Here is a 20,470-nt window from a genome sequence, read left to right as displayed (position 1 = left end):
TGGATAAACAAAAGCCCGTAAAAACGGGCTTTTTTCTTTTTGGAATTTACTTTGCGTGATTAGTATTTGGCGGCTTTGCCTTCTGCTGGCAGCGATTTCAAAATAAATTCACGTAAGTCATTGTTTGATGATTTAAGGTCGGCATGACGTAAATACATCATGTGACCACTGCGGTAGCCTTTAAAGCTTAAGCGATCTTTCATTTTACCACTTGGATCTAACTGCCACATTGTGTATTTAGCGTCAAAGTAGTTTGTTGCACCATCATAGTAACCAGATTGGATCATGACATTCAGGTACGGGTTTTGTGCCATTGCTAAACGCAGGTTTTCGCCAGTGTTATTACCTGAGCGGTCCCAAGGGTGAACATTACCAAATAAGTTGTATTTGATATCAGTTTTGTAATTTAACTCTTCACGTAGGTAGTAGTTAATTGCGGGTGTGAATGAGTGTAACCATGACGTGAGCTCTGCCCAGTAGTCTGGTGATTCACCCGCATCGCGTTTATCGATACCTAAGTAGCGTGAATCTAAACGACCCACCGTTTGACCGCGGTCACGTAGCAGCTCTTTCCAGAAAAAATCAGTTGGAATATCAAGGTTGTTTTGCTCAACAAATTTCTCTGATAAGCCAGCGTATTTAGCTGCTTGCTTGATAATAGCGCGTTTTTCATCAGCCGCTAAAAAGCCCCCTTTAGCAATCGCTGGAAGGAACTTATTTACCGTGAAGTCTTCAACTTCTGGTAGTAGCTCATCTAAGTCTTTAGCTTGTAAATCAGCACTTAAAGCTTTGTGATACCACGCGGTTGCTGCAAAGTAAGGTAAGCGGTTAGCGGCTTCTACAGGGCCTTCGCGCTTAATGCCAATTTCAGTTGGTGAGACTAAAATAACGCCGTTGATATACATCCATTGACGGTTTTGTAATTCGTGAGCTAGGCCTGAAACACGGGTTGTACCATAGCTTTCACCAATTAAGAATTTGGGTGAGCGCCAGCGTTCATTGCGCGATACAAAGGTGTTTAACCACTCCGCTAAGTATTTTATGTCGGCATTAACACCAAAGAACATTTTTTGTTGATCAGATTTACTTGGCAGTTCGCCTTTTTCGTTCTCTAATACGCGAGAGTACCCTGTATTCACGGGATTGATGTAAACAATATCTGCAACATCTAAAATTGAATATGGGTTATCTTTAACGCCATAAGGTTGCACAGGGTAACCTTCGTCATCAATTTTTAATACGCGTGGTCCAGTATAAGCAAGGTGCATCCACACTGACGCAGAGCCCGGTCCACCATTAAACGAAAACACCAGCGGGCGCTTTGTACGATCGTCTACTTTATCGCGCTGATAATAGGTGTATTGTAACGTGGCGACGGCATTTCCTTGTTCATCCCAAACAGGCTGGGTCCCAGTGGTTGCAGTGTAAGAGAAGCGCTCACCGTTTATACGTGCTTTGTGTTCAGTCACGACATTGCTGTCTACGTCGATACGACGTTCGTTCTCAGCAAAACTAGGCGTACTAAAGGTCAATGTTAGGGCGGTCACAGACAAACCAATAAAACTAACGAGTTTCATGTTGATTCCTTATTATTCGAATTGCAGTCATTAGAAAGAAAAGCGCGCGCGATGACAAACTATTGAGACTAGTCACCAATATTAGTCGTTAAACAGAGAAATAATGAGAATGGCTGAGAAAATACCAAAAAGCGCGTTTTTTTATTAAAGATAGTTTGGTTAAATATTTAGCTAAATTGAAAAATAACGTATATTTAGCAAGTTTTATGATTTGTAATACATGCTTATAAAAGAGAAGTTGCGATGCAAAGAGTGTTAGTGGTTGAAGACAGTAAAGTAGTACAGCAGGTGTTACGTCACTTGGCTGCCCACTATTTAGATGTGGATGTCGACTTTGCGTGGTCTCTAAAAGAAGGCATTTCCTTAATTGCTAAGCATGAATATACCTTGGCGCTGGTCGATTTAACCTTGCCCGACGCGATGAATGGTGAGGTGGCTAAATACACACTATCAAAAAATATCCCAACAGTGGTTTTAACCTCAAAGATTGACGAATACATTCGCCAACAAATGTTAGAGCTGGGTGTGGTTGATTACGTTGTGAAAGATAATAGAGACTCTTATCACTACGCTATTAAACTCGTTGCGCAGTTACTGCGTAATCATGGTTGTAAGGCGTTGGTTGCTGATGACTCTGTACTTAGCCGCACGTTAATGAAACAAATGCTCGAAAAACAGTTGTTTGAAGTGAGTGATGCCCACGACGGTGAACAAGCATTGCAAATGCTCAAAGACGATCCTGAAATTAAATTGTTGCTCACAGATTATGCCATGCCAACAATGGACGGTTTTGAGCTTGTTAAAGCGGTACGTAACTTTAGAGGCCGTGATGATTTAGCCATTATTGGGTTATCGGGGGCGGGCAAACACGGCTTATCTGCACGCTTTATCAAATATGGTGCAAATGACTTCTTAACAAAACCTTTTATGAACGAAGAGTTCCATTGCCGTGTTATGCAAACTATGGAGCAGCTCGCTTTAATTGCCGACATAAAAGAAAGCGCATACCGAGATCACTTAACGGGTTTGTATAATCGTCGTTATTTTTATCAATATGCAGAAAAAGTACTGAAACATGTTGAGCAAGACAATGTGCTTGCCTTATTAGACATCGACTTTTTCAAAAATATTAATGATCAGTTTGGTCATGAGGCGGGCGACCAAGCATTAAAACAGGTCACTTCATTCTTAAAAACAAAATTTGATGACTTTACGATTGCACGTATTGGCGGCGAAGAATTTGCGGTTGTGCTGGACAATATGGGGCTTGAAAAAGCAGAGCTGAGGTTGAATACCTTTAGAGAGCAACTGGCCGAGCACGCGTTTTCTATCAATGGCGAGCCTTATTCATTAACCATGAGTATAGGGATTACGCCATTTTCTAAAGTATCACTGACTGGTGCTATGCGCTTAGCAGATAAAGCGTTATATCAGGCAAAACAGCAACGACGTAATTGTGTGGTTAGCTTACAGTCCAATTAAGTGCACCAGTGCTGGTAAATTGTTAAAAAAATGCACCATGAGGGTGCATTTTTTTTGTTTGAACGTCGTGGTTGTCTCTTAACTTATTGAAATTAATTAATAAAAAATAGTGGCACAAAGGTTGGATTACATAAACCAACAGGATAACAATAAGCGTCCGAAGGGGGCCACTATGAAAATGATTAGTGCAATAATAAAGCCATTCAAACTTGATGATGTACGTGAAGCGTTGGCTGATTTAGGCATTGAGGGGATGACAGTTGTCGACGTTAAAGGCTTTGGCCGTCAACGTGGTCATACTGAACTATATCGTGGAGCTGAATACCAAGTCGATTTTATTCCAAAGATCAAACTTGAAATTGCAACGCGTAGCGAAAATTGTCAACGCGTCGTTGATACCATCACAAAAATTGCTTCAACAGGCAAAATCGGTGACGGCAAAATTTTCGTTTACGACCTAGACCAAATTGTTCGTATCCGAACGGGCGAACTAGACGAAGAAGCAATTTAAGGGGGATTTATGGAAAACACGATAGTAGAGTTGAAGTTCTCGCTCGACACATTTTACTTTTTAATGTCGGGTGTATTAGTCATGTGGATGGCAGCTGGTTTTGCCATGTTAGAAGCAGGTTTAGTTCGTGCAAAAAATACAACAGAAATACTAACTAAAAACGTTGCACTGTTCTCTATTGCTTGCACTATGTTCTTACTGGTGGGTTACAACATTATGTATGTTGATAACGCAGAAGGAGGGTTTGTTCCTTCGTTTGGTGCTTTAATTGGCACGCAAGCGTCAGATGCTAATCACTCTTTAGAGTCTGATTTTTTCTTCCAAGTGGTATTTGTTGCAACGGCGATGTCTATTGTATCGGGTGCCGTAGCTGAGCGTATGAAGCTATGGGCATTCTTAATCTTCGCAGTTATTTTAACTGGTTTTATCTACCCAATTGAAGGTTATTGGACATGGGGTGCCGGGTTCTTATCAGAAATGGGCTTTGTTGATTTCGCAGGTTCGGCCATTGTACATGGTGCAGGCGCTGCAGCAGCATTAGCAGGGGTTCTTTTCTTAGGCGCTCGTAAAGGTAAATACGGTAAAAACGGTGAAATTTACCCAATTCCAGGTTCAAACCTACCACTGGCAACACTGGGTACATTAATTCTGTGGATGGGTTGGTTTGGTTTTAACGGTGGTTCACAACTGCTGATCTCTGATGCTGAAAACGCCACCGCTGTAGGTAAAATTTTCCTTAATACAAATGCTGCCGCTGCCTGTGGTGCAATTGCCGCATTGGTTGTCTGTAAAGTGTTATGGGGTAAAGCCGATTTAACAATGGTGCTAAATGGTGCATTAGCAGGTCTTGTAACGATTACAGCTGAGCCAGCGTCACCTTCTCCATTGCTAGCATGTTTACTTGGTTTATTAGGTGGCTCACTTGTGGTGTTTAGCATTGTTGCACTTGATAAAGCGAAAATTGATGACCCAGTTGGCGCTATCTCGGTTCATGGTGTGTGTGGTGCATTAGGTATCATGTTAGTGCCTTTATCAAACTCAGATGCAACCTTTGTTAATCAGTTAATTGGTTTAGTGTGTATCTTAGGTTTTGTGTTCATTACGTCATCAATCGTATGGGCAATTCTGAAAAATACCATGGGTATCCGTGTTACCGAAGAAGAAGAATTAAGCGGTATGGATCAACATGACTGTGGTATTGATGCTTACCCTGAGTTTGTATCAGTTCGCAGTAACTAATTTTAATGCGTGTGCCCAGCGCACACGCTAAATAATATCATTGTGTGTTCAAATCAAAGCTCTACTATTGGTAGAGCTTTTTTGCGTTAAAAATAAGTGTTTTCTTATAGGCGAGAGGTGGTTTTATTGACTATGCTGATAACACTTAACTAAAAAGGGAAAAACATGGATAACAAACTGTTACTAATCATTTTATCGTTATTTTTACCGCCTGTTGCGGTATTTTTGAAAGCGGGCGTAGGTAAAGATTTAATCATCAATATTATTTTGTGTTTTATCTTTTTCATCCCCGCTGTCATTCACTCACTTTGGTTGTGTACACGCTAACCGAGTTTAAGTGACTGTTAATTTTGCAGGTGTTAGTATTGCGCTGTTATGCAAAATATAACCCTGTAAAATTAACTGACCAATAGCGAACTCAATGGCTGATAAAAAAACTCCTGCAAAAAAGTCGTCAGGTAAAAAAACGACGGCAACGAAACGTTCAACTGCAAAGCGTTCAAACGCATCTCAACCGACAACTAAAGTACGTGTGCTTCGAAAAATGTGGTCAATTTTTTGGAAGCTTTCGTTGGCTGTGGTCATTACCATGGTACTTTATCTTATTTATTTAGATGCCAAAATTACCCGTCAGTTTGAAGGCAACAAATGGCAACTTCCCGCCCAAGTCTATGCGCGCGCAATGAGCTTTTACCCAGGACAGTTCTTGTCTCAACAAGAGGTTATTTGGGAGTTAAATCGTTTAAATTATTCGTCAGTAAATAAACTAAGTCGTACAGGTCAGTATGTAAAATCTGCTAACACCATTAAAGTATATCGCCGTGAATTTGAGTTTTACGATGGCCTTGAAGAGGCTCATGTTATTGAGCTGCGTTTTTCTGGGCAAAAGTTAGCAACCATTAAAGATAAATTCGGTCGTCGTTTAAACACCGCACGCCTAGAGCCGGTGCAAATTGCGCGCATTGGTAACGACTCAAAACAAGACCGTGAATTTGTCCCGCTAGATAAGTTTCCAGCGATGTTAAAAGACACGCTGCTGGTGGTCGAAGATCGTAATTTTTATCAACATCACGGTGTGTCTGTTTGGTCAATAATGCGCGCTTTATACAGTAATATTAAAGCGGGTAGAACCGTGCAGGGTGGCAGTACGCTGACTCAGCAATTAGCAAAAAATATATATTTAACGCGTGAGCGTTCATTAGTGCGTAAATTTAATGAAGCATTAATAGCACTGATTTTAGATTACCGTTACAGCAAAGATGAAATTCTCGAAGCGTATTTAAACGAAGTCTACTTAGGTCAGTCTTATAACCAAGGTGTACACGGTATGGGGCTTGCCGCTGATTTTTATTTTTCAAAGCCTGTCGATGAACTTGAGTACGACCAAATAGCGCTACTTGTTGCCATGGTAAAAGGCCCATCGTATTACAACCCTCGTCGTTACAGTGAACGCGCCATGGAAAGACGAGATTTAGTATTGCGCCTAATGGTAGAGAACAAACTCATTGATACACGTGAATATCGCGCCGCTTTAAAGCGTCCAATCGACATTGCACCTATGAAAGACAGCCTGCAAAAGTCGTATCCAGGTTATTTAGAACTGGTTAATCGTGAACTAAAACGATTACTGCCCGATCAACAAGTATTAGATGCGGGTGTGCGAGTTTTTACCTATTTTGACCTTCAAAAACAAACGGCGATGGAAGAGTCGATAGAAGCAAGTCTACCTTACTTAGAAAAACGCCCTAAAACAGAAGAACTTGAAGCAGCCATGATCTCTGTAAATGTTGAGAAAGGGGGAGTATCGGCACTCGTAGCAGGCCGAGATGTGCGTTACTTTGGCTTTAACCGTGTACTTGATACAAAACGTAATATTGGCTCGTTAGTGAAACCCGCCGTTTATTTAACGGCCTTTGAAAGCGGAAAATTTAATGTAGCAACTTTAGTGGATGATTCACCACTACAAGTAACAAATGAACAAGGAAAAGTGTGGCAGCCTGAAAACTTCGATAAGCAATTCCGAGGCCCAATGCCACTCTATAAAGCGTTTAGTAACAGTGTAAATATCCCAGCGGTCAATACGGGGTTAGATGTAGGTGTTGATAAAGTGGCTGATACACTGAAGCGCTTAGGCGTTGATGAACGTATCGAACAATACCCGTCACTGTTATTAGGGGCGTTAGAGCTTTCAAGTTTTGAAGTGGCTCAGCTTTACACAACGCTTGCGGCAGATGGGCAATATCGTGAGCTTACGTCTATTTCAGCGTTAACAGATTCGGTTGGTAAAGTACTTTATAAACATGATGTTGAATCGCAGAAGCGTTTTGATGATGCCTCTGTATACATGACAAAATATGCCATGAAGCGGGTAACAAAAGATGGCACTGCTAAACGTTTGAATGCCCACTTTCCATCTATTCAACTGGCTGGTAAAACGGGTACAAGTAACGATTTACGAGATAGCTGGTTTGCAGGCTTCGATCAAAATACAGTGACGGTGGCATGGATTGGTCGCGATGATAACAAGAGCACGGGGTTAACGGGCAGTGTTGGCGCACTTGAAGCGTATATTCGTTATCTTAAACCGCTCAATCCTGAAGCGATAGCTGACACGCGTCCAGCATCAGTTCGCTGGGCATTCATTAATGAAGAAACCGGACTACAAGCACCGCCAGGCTGCGGCAAAGTAGTGCAGTTACCAATTCGCGCCAGTGAATTTGAACCACGGCCGAACTGCCAGCGTTAAAAGTTTTTCATTGGTGGCAAAATGGATGCAGAGCAACTGCCAAGAGTAACTAATTACTGGAACTTGGCTTAAAATAGCTCTTTTAATTAAGCAAATTGGTATACAGCATTTTAAAGAGTACTTGCAGAGTTTTAAGAGTTTCGTATGAATGCTGTTTTACCTAAATTAGTTTTTAAAGACGAGTAATTTGAAGTAGAGAAAAGTTTAATAGAGTTAAATAGTTAAACTTAGATACGCTTATCACCAGCCTCTTTGTAAAAGTACTAGCTTAAAACTATATAGAGTAGTTAATTCATACTCATAATAGACAGGGAAAATCATATTTTTATTGAATACAGAGTCACTTAAAACATTAAAAATGAAATAAAAGCCTCATTGAGAGGCTTTTAGGTTATCTACTTATCTTGTTCAATTAACTGAGGTTAAAAGTCGTAAGAAGCAGATATTTGGACTCGACGAGGAGATTGATAACTTTGCGGTAGACCGAATGTTGCACTGTCATCACCAGCCGCTATTTCAGCGACTTCGTCGTAACGAGTTGCTGTAGCTGCATCAAATACATTGAAAATATCTAATGCGAAGCGCACTTTTTGGTCATTGAAATGCAAGTTGTACGTAAAGTTAAGATCTAATCGAGCTGTCCAGGGAGTTGTTCCCATGCTACCGCGAGGGTAGCGTTTATCACCTACATAATAGGTATCGCCATAATCATATAAGTCTGGGTTTGGTGTATAGCCCGCACCTAATGCTGTCCAAGGGCGACCGGAAGTAACATTTAAGTTTGCGCCTACTAAGAAGTCTTCAGTAACTGCGAATGCACCGTAAACTTTAATATTGTGACGACGGTCTGCAGGTAAGTTACCGTTAGCACCATCCATAAGGTAAGGGTAATCCCAATCTTGTGTTAAACCAGCATCATCTTGACCATTATCAGATTTAACAAAACCTTCAGTGTTACCGTAGTTATGTGACCAAGTGTATAGTGCTTTTAAAGACCAAACACTGTCCCAGCTTTTCTCAATAGATAGGTCAACGGCAGCGTATCGACGTTTAGCTTCAGGATAACCTAGCTCTTCGGCGGTGAAACTGTATTCTTCAGTTACTCCATCACCATCTAGGTCAAAGTTAAATGTTGCACCATTTCCTGGGTTAAATAAGAACCAATTTTCACCAAGTTTTTCACCATCTTCATCAGTGAAGATATATGAGCCATCATCAATTTGATTGCCAAGTGTGCGGTATGTCCCTTTGATGCTCCAAGACCAGTCATCATTTATAGCCGCTTGATAACCTACAATAATTTCATCATTGTACATTGGCTCAAGATCTTTATCTGCTAAGGTATTTGATGGTTTTGCAGTACCGTCACCCCCGTTTGAAATCGCAGGTTCACCTAACTGGTTACTTAGACCAACTGGAGTACCGTCAGCATTTAAACCTTCATATTCATACCAAGTTTGAATATAGGTTTCTGCGCCAGCTAAACGAATGTTCGTGTTTGCTGCAACAGGTAAATAATAACGTCCAGCAGTAATAAATAACTTACTGTCACCATCACCGTTGATATCCCAAGATGCACCTAATCTTGGTGCAATTTGGTTATCAATAGAAACAAACTCGTCACCATCAGCATTATAGTTTGTGAAGCTGTCATTACGAAGCCCTAAGGTAAGCGTTAAGTTTTCAGTAACGGCCCATTGATCTTCAAGATAAATAGCCCAGTTTTCAACTTCAAATTCACCGCCATTACTATAATTACGTACGCGGGTTGTCTTCATATCCTCAGTAAGAACATAACCATTTGGGAGACGAGCACCTTCTTCGTATGTTCTGTAGTAGTAGTAAATACCGCCTGAGTTGATTGTCGTTGCATTCGATGAATTGGTTTCTGAGTCATAACCAAATCTTAGCGTATGCTCATCATTTAAGTACCAATCAAAGTCGACGCGCAATTGCTCGCGCTTATCTTCGTTAGCACCAACAGTGAAGTTTACATAACAAGTAGTATCAACACCTAAGTCTGCATCATAGCCAGTAGGGCAGTCGTCAAAATCTGAATAATCAGTTTCTGAAAATTTAACTTCACCGTACATTGCAGACATGCTTAAGTCATCAGTCAAGTTACCTGTATAGCGTACTGCAAAACTTTCACCACCGCGCTTGTGATAAGCTGTACCGCCGTCTAAAGTGTAGTTACCAGTGCCATTAGGATCTTCGATTGTGCTTTCTGAGTATGTGCGTTCATCACTAAATCCCCAGAGCATTAATTGATGATCCTCATTAATGTTCCAGTCAATACGCGCTAGATAATAAGGGTCATCATCTTTCTCTTTTGTTAGAGAGGTTTGAGAAGCGTTACCGTACTCTGTTTCATTATCACGGAATGTATAAATACCATAGAAGAAAAGTGTATCTTCAATCAAGGCACCTGATGCATAAATATTTGTTTCAAATGAGTTTGCATAGTCGTCTTGGTTGTTAACAAATAAGTCACCGATACAGTGGCCATCAGCATCCTCACAACGCTCATTTTGTAAGTAAACCGAATTTGGTGCTTGTTCTCTTAATGAATCAGGCGAATAAATTGATTCAACACCAAAGTGAAAGTCATTAGTACCTGATTTTGTAACTGCAGAGATTAAGCCACCCGTTGTTCGACCAAATTCAGAAGAATAGCCGCCAGTTTTTATCTGAAAACTATCGTACGCTGAGAATGGGATGGTTGCACCGCCTAAGCCATTACGAAAGTTAGTCATGTTCAAGCCATTTACGTAATAAGCATTTTCGGCGACAGATGAGCCACCAAATGATGCTTGATCACCAAAGCGACTATCACCTTCAGTTGCACCTGGCGCTAGTAAAGCAACCGATGTTAATGAGCGAGCAACTGGTAATAATTCAAGTTCTTCTGAGCTAATGTTTAATGATGATTCAGTAACAGAAACATCAACGGCACGAACTGCACCACCTACAACGGCGATACGCTCAATATTACCTTCGACTAATGGAATTTCGAGAAGGGCTGTTTTACCTACACCGATGATTACATCATTTATCTGTGCTTTTTCAAACCCAGCTTGTGACACCACTACATCATATTTACCAACAGGTACTTGGTTAAGGTTAAACTGGCCATTTGCATCTGCAGTAAGTGTTTTTTCATAACCTTTGCTTTTATCACTAATAGTAATTGTTGCGCCAGCTAAAGAAACACCTGATTGAGTTGTAATATTACCTTTTATTGCCCCATTAACATTATCAGCCATAGCAGGCATAGCTGCACTTAAGGTCATCGCAACGGCTGCAGCCGTGAACGAACGCTTAAATGTTTTTGAAAAGTTGTTTTTCATTGAGATTTCCCTGTGAAAATTTAATTGTAAATTGTTGTTATTTGTTAATAACTTTCACGCCTTGTATTTGTTTATTTGTGTTTTTCACTTTAAATAAAAGGGTGAAACAAATTGGTAACATGGCGGGAACATACAGATCAATCTTTTATATTATAAATACGATAAATCAACAAAAAAACGCCTTGGAACGATCTAATTTTTATTTATGATGTTTATTTATACATAAAATAAACATGTGTAACTATATGTAATTGCTTTAATTTTTTCTTAATTATACTTTAAGTTATTTTAAAGTAAGGTTTTAGGTTCAAGTTTGCGAGTAGATTCTTTTATAAAGGTAACAATCGGGAAGAAGAAGGTTTTTATGTATAAAATATGTTTTATTTGTAATTTATAATGTGTTTTTATCTGATTTTTTTGTATTACTTATCTGATTATTAAGCGGATCATGATGTGACAAAAGAGATGAAGTTACTATTAGGATTAAGACCACCTTAAATAAGGTGGTCTGTTCAGATATTATAATTTAGCGAAAGCTCGCTCTGCTGCTGCAATGGTGTCTGCAATTTCTTTTTCAGAATGCTCTGCACATACAAAGCCTGCCTCAAATGCAGAAGGTGCTAGGTATACGCCTTCATCAAGCATTAAGTGGAAGAACTTTTTAAAGCGCTCTAAATCACACTCTGTTGCTTGTTGGTAGCTGGTTACTTTCTCTTTATCAGTAAAGAAGAAACCATACATGCCGCCAGCATAATTGGTTGTTAGGGGAATGCCTGCTTTTTTCGCTGCTGCTTCAAAGCCGTCACATAACGCTTTGCTCTTAGCTTCAAGTTCATCATGTAAACCATCAACACTTAATAGCTCAAGCGATTTTAAGCCGGCAGCCATGGCTATTGGGTTACCTGATAAAGTACCTGCTTGGTAAACCGGACCAACGGGCGCGATATAATCCATGATTTCTTTTTTACCGCCAAAAGCACCCACTGGCATACCGCCACCAATAACTTTACCAAGACAAGTAAGGTCTGGTTTGATGTTGTAATATGCTTGTGCGCCCCCTAAAGCAACACGGAAACCTGTCATCACTTCATCAAAAATAAGCACTGACTTGTACTCATCACACACCTCACGTAGACCTTCTAAAAAGCCTGGTACTGGTGGGATACAGTTCATGTTGCCAGCAACTGGTTCAACGATGATACAGGCAATCTCGTCGGCGTATTTGGCAAAAATGGCTTTTACTTCGTCTAAGTTATTAAACGACACCGTTAATGTGTGTTTAGCAAAATCTTCTGGAATGCCCGGTGAGTTAGGCACGCCCATAGTCAGTGCACCTGAACCTGCTTTAACAAGCAGTGAATCAGCGTGACCGTGGTAACAGCCTTCAAACTTTAATATTTTGTCACGGCCAGTGAAGCCACGAGCAAGGCGAATCGCACTCATTGTTGCTTCAGTGCCTGAGCTCACCATACGTACTTTTTCGATTGATGGAACAAGCTCTTTTACTTTTTCGGCCATTAAAATTTCGGCTTCAGTGGGGGCACCATAGCTTAAGCCATTTTCAACTGCGTCGAGTACTGCCTGTTTAATCGCTGGGTGATTATGCCCCATGATCATTGGGCCCCAAGAACCGACATAGTCAATGTAGCGGTTACCATCGGCGTCGAACGTAAACGGACCTTCGGCTTTGGTGATAAAAAGAGGGGTGCCGCCTACGCCATTAAATGCACGAACGGGTGAGTTAACACCGCCTGGGATTGATTCTTGCGCGCGATTAAAAAGATCTTGGCTAATTGTCATGAATAGTCCTATTTGGTTGTCACGTTAAATGAGAGGTTTGCAAGGGCTCAAGCGAGCCCTAAACGTAGATTATTAGCTGTTACGTTTACGGCTAAACCACGGTACGTTGACTTCATATTGCTCAACTTTGTCAGCAACATCTAAGGTCAGAGCAAACAAGGCCATGCGAATTAATACGCCGTTTTGAACTTGGCGGAAAATTGCAAGGTTATCGTTGCTGTTTAAATCGTTATCAAGCTCGTTTGCTTCTAAACGGCTGTCACGTGGAAGTGGGTGCATCAGTACTGAATTTGGCTTACAGTGTGTGTTGTAAATTGCTTGGCTGATACGGAAACCACCACGGTATTTGTTTGCTTCTTCTTGCGAAGGAAAGCGTTCTTCTTGGATGCGGGTTTGATAAACAATATCTGCCGCAAGGTTGCCTTCCATTTTGTCAACCAGTTGAATTTTATGACCCGCATTATCAACAGCATCTAAAACATAGTCTGGCATTTGTAAGCCGTCAGGCGCGACCATTGAAAATTTAATGTCTTTATAGTGGCACAGTAATTTAGATAACGAGTGAACAGTACGGCCATATTTTAAATCACCAACAAGGGCAATGTGCATACCGTCTATTGGTTGATTAAAACGCCCCAGTTCACGTTCGATAGTTAATAAATCGAGTAGTGCTTGAGTGGGGTGTTCATTAGGACCGTCACCGCCGTTAATGACAGGTACATCACAGCCTGTTGCAAACTCGGCTACCGAGCCTGCATCTGGGTGACGCATTGCAACGGCATCAGCATAAGCTGAAATAACACGTGCTGTGTCGTACAGTGATTCACCTTTGGCTAACGCTGAGCTTTGCATGCCCGTAGTTTCACGCACTAAACCACCGAGTAGATTAAAGGCGGTGCCAAAGCTGACACGTGTTCGCGTGCTTGGCTCGAAGAATAAATTAGCTAATATAGCGCCTTCTAACACATTGGTGCGCTTTTGCTTTTTAGCATAGGGCTCCATTTTCTTAGCAACTGCAAAAATACGTTCAATACAATCGCGATCAAGTTGATTGACCGACAGGATATTTTCACCTTGGAAACTTAACATGGGGCTTGTTCCTAATCACATTTATAAAGGCGCTGACACTCTGTATGGGAGGTCGCATAAATTTGCGCCGTACTATAGCAAATTTTTAGCGTACACAGCAGCAAATTATAAGCTAGGTTTAATAATTGCTAATGCGACAATCGCCAATAGAATCAGCACCGGAATTTCATTAAAAATGCGATAAAAACGATCGCTACGTGTGTTGCGATCATGCTTAAAATCAGCCAATAACTTAAAACAGTAGGCATGGTAGATATATAAGATAATAACGAGCACTAACTTATAGTGCAGCCACATGCTGTATTTGAACCATTCACGGCCATATTCAACAATTGTCAGTACCCCAAAAACCAGTGTTAATACCGCAAAAGGGGTAACGAATAACAGTAAGCGTCGCTCCATTACTTTTAACATTGAGTTACAGGCTTTTTCTTCGCTCATGGCGTGGTAAACAAATAATCGTGGTAAGTAGAAAATACCAGCGAACCAAGCAATCATAAAAAATACATGAAACGTTTTGTAAATTAATAGCGCACTCATTTATTGATCCATTTTAATTGTTATAACAGGCTATTGCGTATGGTCAGAATATGTCTAATTTGGTCCCAACGCAAAAGCCCCATAATTTGCTGATTATCAAGTAAGTTATATATATACACCGCACCGCTTCGTTTATCTTTAAGCAAGTCAAAGGCATCCGCGAGTGTGGCTTGGCTACTTAAACCTGCGAGACTGACATATTTAATATTACTGTTTTGATCTGACATCAAGCTCAAGTCATATTCTGCTAGGCGATAGCCATTTTCGTCATCGTGAACAATTAATGGTGTTTGACTGTCAATGGCATCGAGAGATGCTTTTATTTGTTCTTTATCATCGCTGTATAGCAGTTTGAAATGCTCATCCATTTCTTCCATCACACCCACTTTTTGCAACGCCTCGGTTGCTGGCGAAATTTGATATTCAAGTCCTTGGAAATCCAGTTGTTGCATAAAGATAGAGCGGTTACCAAAGAATTGCAGCGCGGTAACATACGCTGTTGAGATAACGAGCATGGCAGGCACAATAATCTCAGGACTTGAAGTTAGCTCCATCACGGTTGTAAGTGCGGCAAGCGGCGCATGTAAGGTGGCCGCAAGTAAGCCTGCCATTCCAAGCATGCTGTAAGTACCTGCAATATCAACCCCTGGGCTAATAAACTGCGCAAAAAATGCCATTAACGTGCCCATAAGTACGCCTAATCCAATCACGGGGCCAATAATACCGCCGGGTATCCCCAAGCCAATAGCAAATAAAGTTGCTAATAGCTTGGCAATTAAAATGGTCGTCAAAAACTGCACATCATCGGGTGATTCAATGGCAATGGTAATTGCACTCATACCAGAGCCCATCGCATGCGGCACCATGTAGGCAATTAAACCTGCAATTAACCCTGCAAGTAATAAACGTGGAAACATGCTTAATGGTTTAAAAGTGCGAATGATCAACATTAAGTTTTGATTAAACGCATACGCAACTGCTCCCAGCGCCATACCAAATAAGATTAAAAATGGGTAATGCCAGCCACTGAGTGGGTTCATGGTAATAAGCGCCAGTTCAGATGCATCACCAAACACAAATTGGGTGGCGAGTGCGCCTGTCACCGCGGCAAGCATAATTGGTACAAATATGTGTACTTTGTATTCCCTAAGTACGACTTCCATTACAAAGATTACTGCAGCAAGTGGGGTATTGAATGAGGCTGCGATACCTGCTGCAACACCGCAGCCAGTCAGGGTTCTCATGGCATTGTGGGGTAAATGCAATTTATCGGCAAGCAAACTTGCACCCGTTGCTCCCATGTGGACAGAAGGACCTTCACGACCCACCGAAAAACCACTAATTAACGCCAACGCTCCACCAACAAATTGGTTAACGGTGTTGTACAGTGGCATTTGGCCATAATGCTTTTTGATTCGGTGAATTACAAAGGGGATCCCTAAACGGTAGTGTTTAAAACCCGTTAATGCGGCAAATAAAGCAATTAATAAGGCGGCGCCGACAGGGAGTAATACACGTTCAAGTGTGGGAAGAGTCGTAAAGTCGTCAGGTTTTTCTAAAAATAAGCTTTGGAAAAACATGATCGTGAGGCGAAATAATATGATCAACACTGCCGCAATTAGTCCCGCACTTACACCAAGTAAGCACAATTGCACAGATGTTTTAGGCTTTGCTAATCGACGCCTTAGCCTTTCAAGCCACATGCATTCTTCCTCACAGCACTTTTGAGCCTGAAGTTTAGCAAATCAAACTCGCTAAGTCGTTGGGATTTTATAAATTTATCTAGTTTTTGGGTAAATTTGGCTGTTCTATGTTGTCTTTGTCTAGTTGCCTTTTTAATTCGGGTAGCCGTGCTTTAATTGCTTTTGAGAGTTCAGGTATCAGCGCTGCGTGTTTTTTATTTATCACGGTATTGACTGCTAACTGACGTAATACGATTACGTGAAATTCTTTTTTTAAAGAGGCAAGTTCATTTTCAAGTGCGGGATACAGAATATAATTTATTCGTTTTTTTCTTAATAAATCAAGGCTGTGATTGAGCGCTTCGTTGTGCGTAATACGCGCTTGAATATCAAACTCACTTAAAAGCTCAGTATTGCCAGTGGTGCTGATAATATTCTTGCTAGGATCGTACAATATTTCTCGACTGCAAGGTAACGCTTGTCGGCATAATAATACAATGTTTATCACGCTGAGACTTGGCTCTACTACAACGACATTTTCAAACTCTTTAATAATACTTTTAGCTCTGACAACGTCTGCATCAATGATCCCCGCGTTTAGCAACAAAAGCCCTCTTCGTGCTGGGGTTGCTTGTATTTGGGTTTTAATGCCAATGTCATCATATATTTGACTAATGAACTCATTAAACGGTGAGATACTCGGTATGTCTATATAGGTTAATAGCAGCTTTTTTGGTTTTGTGTAGACCATCGTTTCGAGGTTATTGATGTTAAATAACGATTGTAAACGCGTGGCTTTTTCGCGGTTTTCAGGCGCATTACGAATGCCTATCACTAAAGGGGAATCGACAAACTGGCTAACAATATGGGGTTTAGACACATTTTGCTGCGTGGCAAAGTAGTTGAATACTTCAGGGGCTGCAATGGCAAAGTTTATTTGGTTTGTCTGAAGTAAGTGAAAAAGCTCTTCATCATTTGCGGCGCGAATAATACTGCTTTCGTAAGCTTGGATGACTTTTTCAACTTCATCAGGGTAAATATAAGCACCAACGATACCCACTTTACTTTTACTAAATAGTTGCTCAATGCTTTCAAAGTGTTGCACGCTACTTTGGCTGGTCATCACAGCAAGTTGTGAAGTTAAAATGGGGGATGAAGCAATAAACCCTGCTTGTATCTCAGAAAGCCACGCGGGATAGTAACCTAGATACCCCGGTTGCTCTGCTTTTTTTAGTGCATCTTGCCACGGTAAATATTCCACGCTTAGCGCTATCCCTTCTGCGGCAAGTGAGTCTCTTAATAAGGCGATTGCATCTCCGCCATTGGCCATTTTACTGCTCGCATAAGGTGGCCATTCTAACGAGATTATTTTCCATGTTTGTTGCTCATTAGCGCTCGTGAAAGCAGCATGAAATATGCAAAGCAGAAATAGAGTGACGGATAAATAGGGTGCGCGCATGGAAAATATTTTTTATTAATCGTTTAATAAGTATACGCAAAAAAACATGTTGCAGACATTTTATCTTTTTAATTATTCATTTGTACTGGGGTATGCTTTCATGGCTACTGCGTTTTTGTTTATACATGCGCTCATCGGCTTTATGAAGTAGTTCATCAAGTGATTTAGCATCATCAGGATAGATGGCATAGCCAACGCTCGTGGCAATATTTAAATAGCCAACTTCAGAGGCGATAGGAGCCGAAATAGCATTGATAAACCGCGTAAGTGCCCGTTTCACTTGGCTAAGGTTTTCGATATCGGTTATGACAACAACAAACTCATCGCCACCAATACGCGCGACACAATCTGTTTTACGAGCCGTATCTTGTAATCGTTTGGCTACTTCAACAAGAACAAAGTCACCCATTAAATGGCCGTGGGTATCATTAATAGGTTTAAACTTATCTAAGTCAAAGTATAAACATCCCACCTTTGCCCCGGTGCGTTCACTGCGATCAAATTCGTGTTTTATGAACTTACTGAGAGCATTTCGATTAGCAAGGCCTGTTAAATGATCTGTTTGTGCTAACTGCCTTATTTTCTTCTCTGCCATGACCCGTTTAGTAATGTCAAAGTTAACCCCAATCATACGGTTGCCATAAATACGTCCATCGGCATTTAGGTAACGAGTTTGCCCAGAGGGTAATACTATTTGAAATTCAGCATGAAACTCTTCGTTGTTTAATAGAGCAAGCTTGAGTTTATTGGTAACTCGCTCATATTCATCAGGGTGCAGAGTATTAGCCCATGTTGCGTAATCGCCTTTAAACTGTGACTTGGGTATTTCGAACAGGGTATGCATCCAGTCATCCCAAATTAATTCGTTGGTTTCAAAGTTCCACTCCCAAATACCAATGTGCGCTGCATCGGCAGCCATCGACATGCGTTGATGCAAGTTTTCAAGTTCTGTTTTGGCTTGTTTTAGCTCTGTAACGTCTTCTGATACATCGAGTAAATATCGTGCTTTTCCATTACTGTCTTTAATAGCCAGTTTACGAGTACGTAAGTAATGTGTTTTACCGTCAACCGTTACTGGCTTTTCATCTAATGTGATTATTCCGTCTTTATTAAGCACGTCTCGGTCTGTTTGGGCAAAGTTTGCAGCTTCGTCATTACTAAAAATATCAAAATCATTCAGACCTATTAATTGCTCTTTACGTCTGCCAAGCAGTTCTTCGCCAGCTTTATTTACATGGCTAAAACTTAAATGCTCAGCTTCTTTTACAAACAGCATGATGGGCAAGTTATCAAAAATGGTTTGTGTGAATGCTTCCTGATTTTGGATGTCACTTAAATCTTTAATCGTGGCGACATAAGGGCCTTTTTCTTGTTTGCCTATCGAGCTGATTGTGAGTGTGATGGGAAACAACTGTTTATTTGCTCTTTGTCCTTTTAACAGTCGACTTTTACTTTTTTTTGCGTTTGGTATGTTAAGTTGAGAGCCGTTAAATATATCGCTGAGTTCAGCTGATTTTTCAGGGATAAGAAGGTGAATATGTTTACCAATTAAATCATCGGACCGGTAGCCAAATACAGGTAACACGGCTGGATTCGCAAATTCTATAATTCCCGTGCTATTAAAGCTTATAACGACATCTTGAACAGTGTTAAGCACGGCTTTGAGTTTGGCGGATAATAAACTTCGGGCTCTTAATTCAACAATCCCCAGCACAAGAAGGCTCAGCGCCAATAAAACAGTCATCACAAGTTGTGCAAGGGTGGAGTTGTCGTGTGTGTTTATATATACGGTGTGCTCTGTTTCAAATACAGACATCGAAATCATACCAATATAATGCATGCCCGATATAGCACTGCCCATTATAATTGCGCCAAGCAGATTAATGCGGGTGTGATGAATGCCTCGAGATTGTCTCAAATCGTTAATTTTTAACGCAATACCCGAAAGAACAATGGCAACCAAAATAGACAAAGAGAATAACCAAGGCTCATAAGCCATATGAGCTGGCATCATCATGGCCATCATGCCAACAAAATGCATACAGCCGATCCCAGCCCCCATTAAAATACTTCTGAATATGAGTCTTCGACCGTGGCTAAGTGCCGGTGACAATACAATGTAGCTTGCAAATACACTGGGTAGTACCGAGAGTAAAGTAATGGTGGTGTTGTATTCAATGGCAATGGGGAGGGTATAAGCCAGCATACCAACAAAGTGCATGCCCCAAATGCCAATCCCTAAAAAGCAGGAAGCCAGTATTGTCCATATTAAGCTTTCGTTTTTTAAGTGTGAGCTTTTAATGCGACTAGATAGTAAAAAAGACACATACGATGCGAACACCGCAGTAAGTATCGAGGCAAAAACCAATAAACCATCATAGCTTGCGGGGATAACCGGTGCGCTATCTATATTGGCATTAATAAAATGGAGCCTTAAATGATCTATCACTATGATGATCCCTCATCGTTAAATTTTGCTTAATTCAAAAGTAGTACAAATAAACATTAGCTCAATGCTAATGGGTTGGCCAATTCGGTCTCGTAAAATATGATGACTTTGTGGCGATACTTGATTAAAACACTCGGGTATTAGATAATCGTCATATCATAGGTTTTGAGGGTTTTGGTATGTCGGATGAGTTGCCAATAAAGTTCAGCGATGCAGCAGCTGTTCGTGTTAAACAGTTAATCGAAGAAGAAGAGAATCCAGATCTAAAATTACGTGTTTATGTAACAGGTGGTGGTTGTTCAGGTTTCCAATATGGTTTTACTTTTGATGAAAAAGCCAACCCTGGCGATTTAGAAATTGTAAAAAACGGGGTGACCTTAGTTGTTGATCCAATGAGTATTCAATACCTTGTCGATGGCACAGTGGATTACACTGAAGGCCTTGAAGGAGCACGCTTTTTTGTCAACAACCCCAACGCAACAACAACCTGCGGTTGCGGCGCTAGCTTCAGCGTTTAAAAAATAATTTGAAAAAAGCCACTTGATG

The 20,470-nt window shown here is 40.9% G+C and carries 14 protein-coding genes; 6 read left to right on the top strand and 8 right to left on the bottom strand.

Annotated elements, in window-relative coordinates:
- Positions 1–59 precede the first annotated feature (59 nt).
- Entirely contained in the window at positions 60–1,577 is a 1,518-nt protein-coding gene (locus IT970_RS11940) for a S10 family peptidase (protein ID WP_075594425.1), read from the bottom strand.
- Between the two features lie 243 nt (positions 1,578–1,820).
- On the opposite strand from IT970_RS11940, the gene IT970_RS11935 reads away from it, so the two are divergent.
- The 5 genes from IT970_RS11935 (at position 1,821) to mrcB (ending at position 7,555) form a co-directional block, all read left to right on the top strand.
- Positions 1,821–3,059, top strand: a complete 1,239-nt coding sequence (locus tag IT970_RS11935) for a diguanylate cyclase domain-containing protein (protein WP_118844579.1) — start codon at positions 1,821–1,823, stop codon at positions 3,057–3,059.
- A gap of 172 nt (positions 3,060–3,231) precedes the next feature.
- Positions 3,232–3,570, top strand: coding sequence for a P-II family nitrogen regulator (locus IT970_RS11930; protein ID WP_036966429.1), 339 nt, complete (start codon positions 3,232–3,234; stop codon positions 3,568–3,570).
- 9 nt (positions 3,571–3,579) lie between these two features.
- On the top strand, positions 3,580–4,809 hold the full coding sequence (locus IT970_RS11925) for an ammonium transporter (RefSeq protein ID WP_036966432.1): 1,230 nt from the start codon (positions 3,580–3,582) through the stop codon (positions 4,807–4,809).
- A gap of 165 nt (positions 4,810–4,974) precedes the next feature.
- Positions 4,975–5,136 carry a YqaE/Pmp3 family membrane protein gene (locus tag IT970_RS11920; RefSeq protein WP_074989046.1) on the top strand — a complete coding sequence of 54 codons (162 nt, stop codon included), beginning with the start codon at positions 4,975–4,977 and terminating at the stop codon, positions 5,134–5,136.
- A gap of 94 nt (positions 5,137–5,230) precedes the next feature.
- Positions 5,231–7,555 (top strand): penicillin-binding protein 1B, encoded by a 2,325-nt coding sequence (mrcB, locus tag IT970_RS11915; protein ID WP_196857361.1) that lies wholly within the window; start codon positions 5,231–5,233, stop codon positions 7,553–7,555.
- 422 nt (positions 7,556–7,977) lie between these two features.
- On the opposite strand, the gene IT970_RS11910 is transcribed toward mrcB, so the two are convergent.
- From IT970_RS11910 to IT970_RS11880, 7 genes are all read right to left on the bottom strand, one after another.
- The gene (locus tag IT970_RS11910) at positions 7,978–10,905 is read right to left on the bottom strand and encodes a TonB-dependent receptor (RefSeq protein WP_118844577.1); all 2,928 of its coding nucleotides are present in this window, start codon (positions 10,903–10,905) and stop codon (positions 7,978–7,980) included.
- A 519-nt stretch (positions 10,906–11,424) separates the two neighbouring features.
- On the bottom strand, positions 11,425–12,705 hold the full coding sequence (gene hemL / locus IT970_RS11905) for a glutamate-1-semialdehyde 2,1-aminomutase (protein WP_036966438.1): 1,281 nt from the start codon (positions 12,703–12,705) through the stop codon (positions 11,425–11,427).
- Between the two features lie 72 nt (positions 12,706–12,777).
- Positions 12,778–13,794 (bottom strand): aspartate carbamoyltransferase, encoded by a 1,017-nt coding sequence (locus IT970_RS11900; protein ID WP_036966441.1) that lies wholly within the window; start codon positions 13,792–13,794, stop codon positions 12,778–12,780.
- A gap of 105 nt (positions 13,795–13,899) precedes the next feature.
- Complete coding sequence (locus IT970_RS11895) at positions 13,900–14,334, bottom strand: CopD family protein (RefSeq protein ID WP_036966443.1); 435 nt, start codon at positions 14,332–14,334, stop codon at positions 13,900–13,902.
- Between the two features lie 20 nt (positions 14,335–14,354).
- Positions 14,355–16,037, bottom strand: coding sequence for a chloride channel protein (locus tag IT970_RS11890; protein ID WP_036966445.1), 1,683 nt, complete (start codon positions 16,035–16,037; stop codon positions 14,355–14,357).
- 79 nt (positions 16,038–16,116) lie between these two features.
- Positions 16,117–17,346, bottom strand: coding sequence for a transporter substrate-binding domain-containing protein (locus IT970_RS11885; protein WP_162898052.1), 1,230 nt, complete (start codon positions 17,344–17,346; stop codon positions 16,117–16,119).
- A 205-nt stretch (positions 17,347–17,551) separates the two neighbouring features.
- Positions 17,552–19,924 (bottom strand): diguanylate cyclase domain-containing protein, encoded by a 2,373-nt coding sequence (locus tag IT970_RS11880; RefSeq protein WP_051501723.1) that lies wholly within the window; start codon positions 19,922–19,924, stop codon positions 17,552–17,554.
- A 179-nt stretch (positions 19,925–20,103) separates the two neighbouring features.
- On the opposite strand from IT970_RS11880, the gene erpA reads away from it, so the two are divergent.
- Entirely contained in the window at positions 20,104–20,442 is a 339-nt protein-coding gene (gene erpA, locus IT970_RS11875; RefSeq protein WP_036966451.1) for an iron-sulfur cluster insertion protein ErpA, read from the top strand.
- Positions 20,443–20,470: the final 28 nt, after the last annotated feature.

Origin of the sequence: Pseudoalteromonas sp. A41-2 (assembly GCF_015767615.1) — a bacterium.
Taxonomy (GTDB): Bacteria; Pseudomonadota; Gammaproteobacteria; order Enterobacterales; family Alteromonadaceae; genus Pseudoalteromonas; species Pseudoalteromonas lipolytica.
Note: the sequence above shows the minus strand (reverse complement) of the source record. Positions and strands in the feature narration are given on the sequence as shown.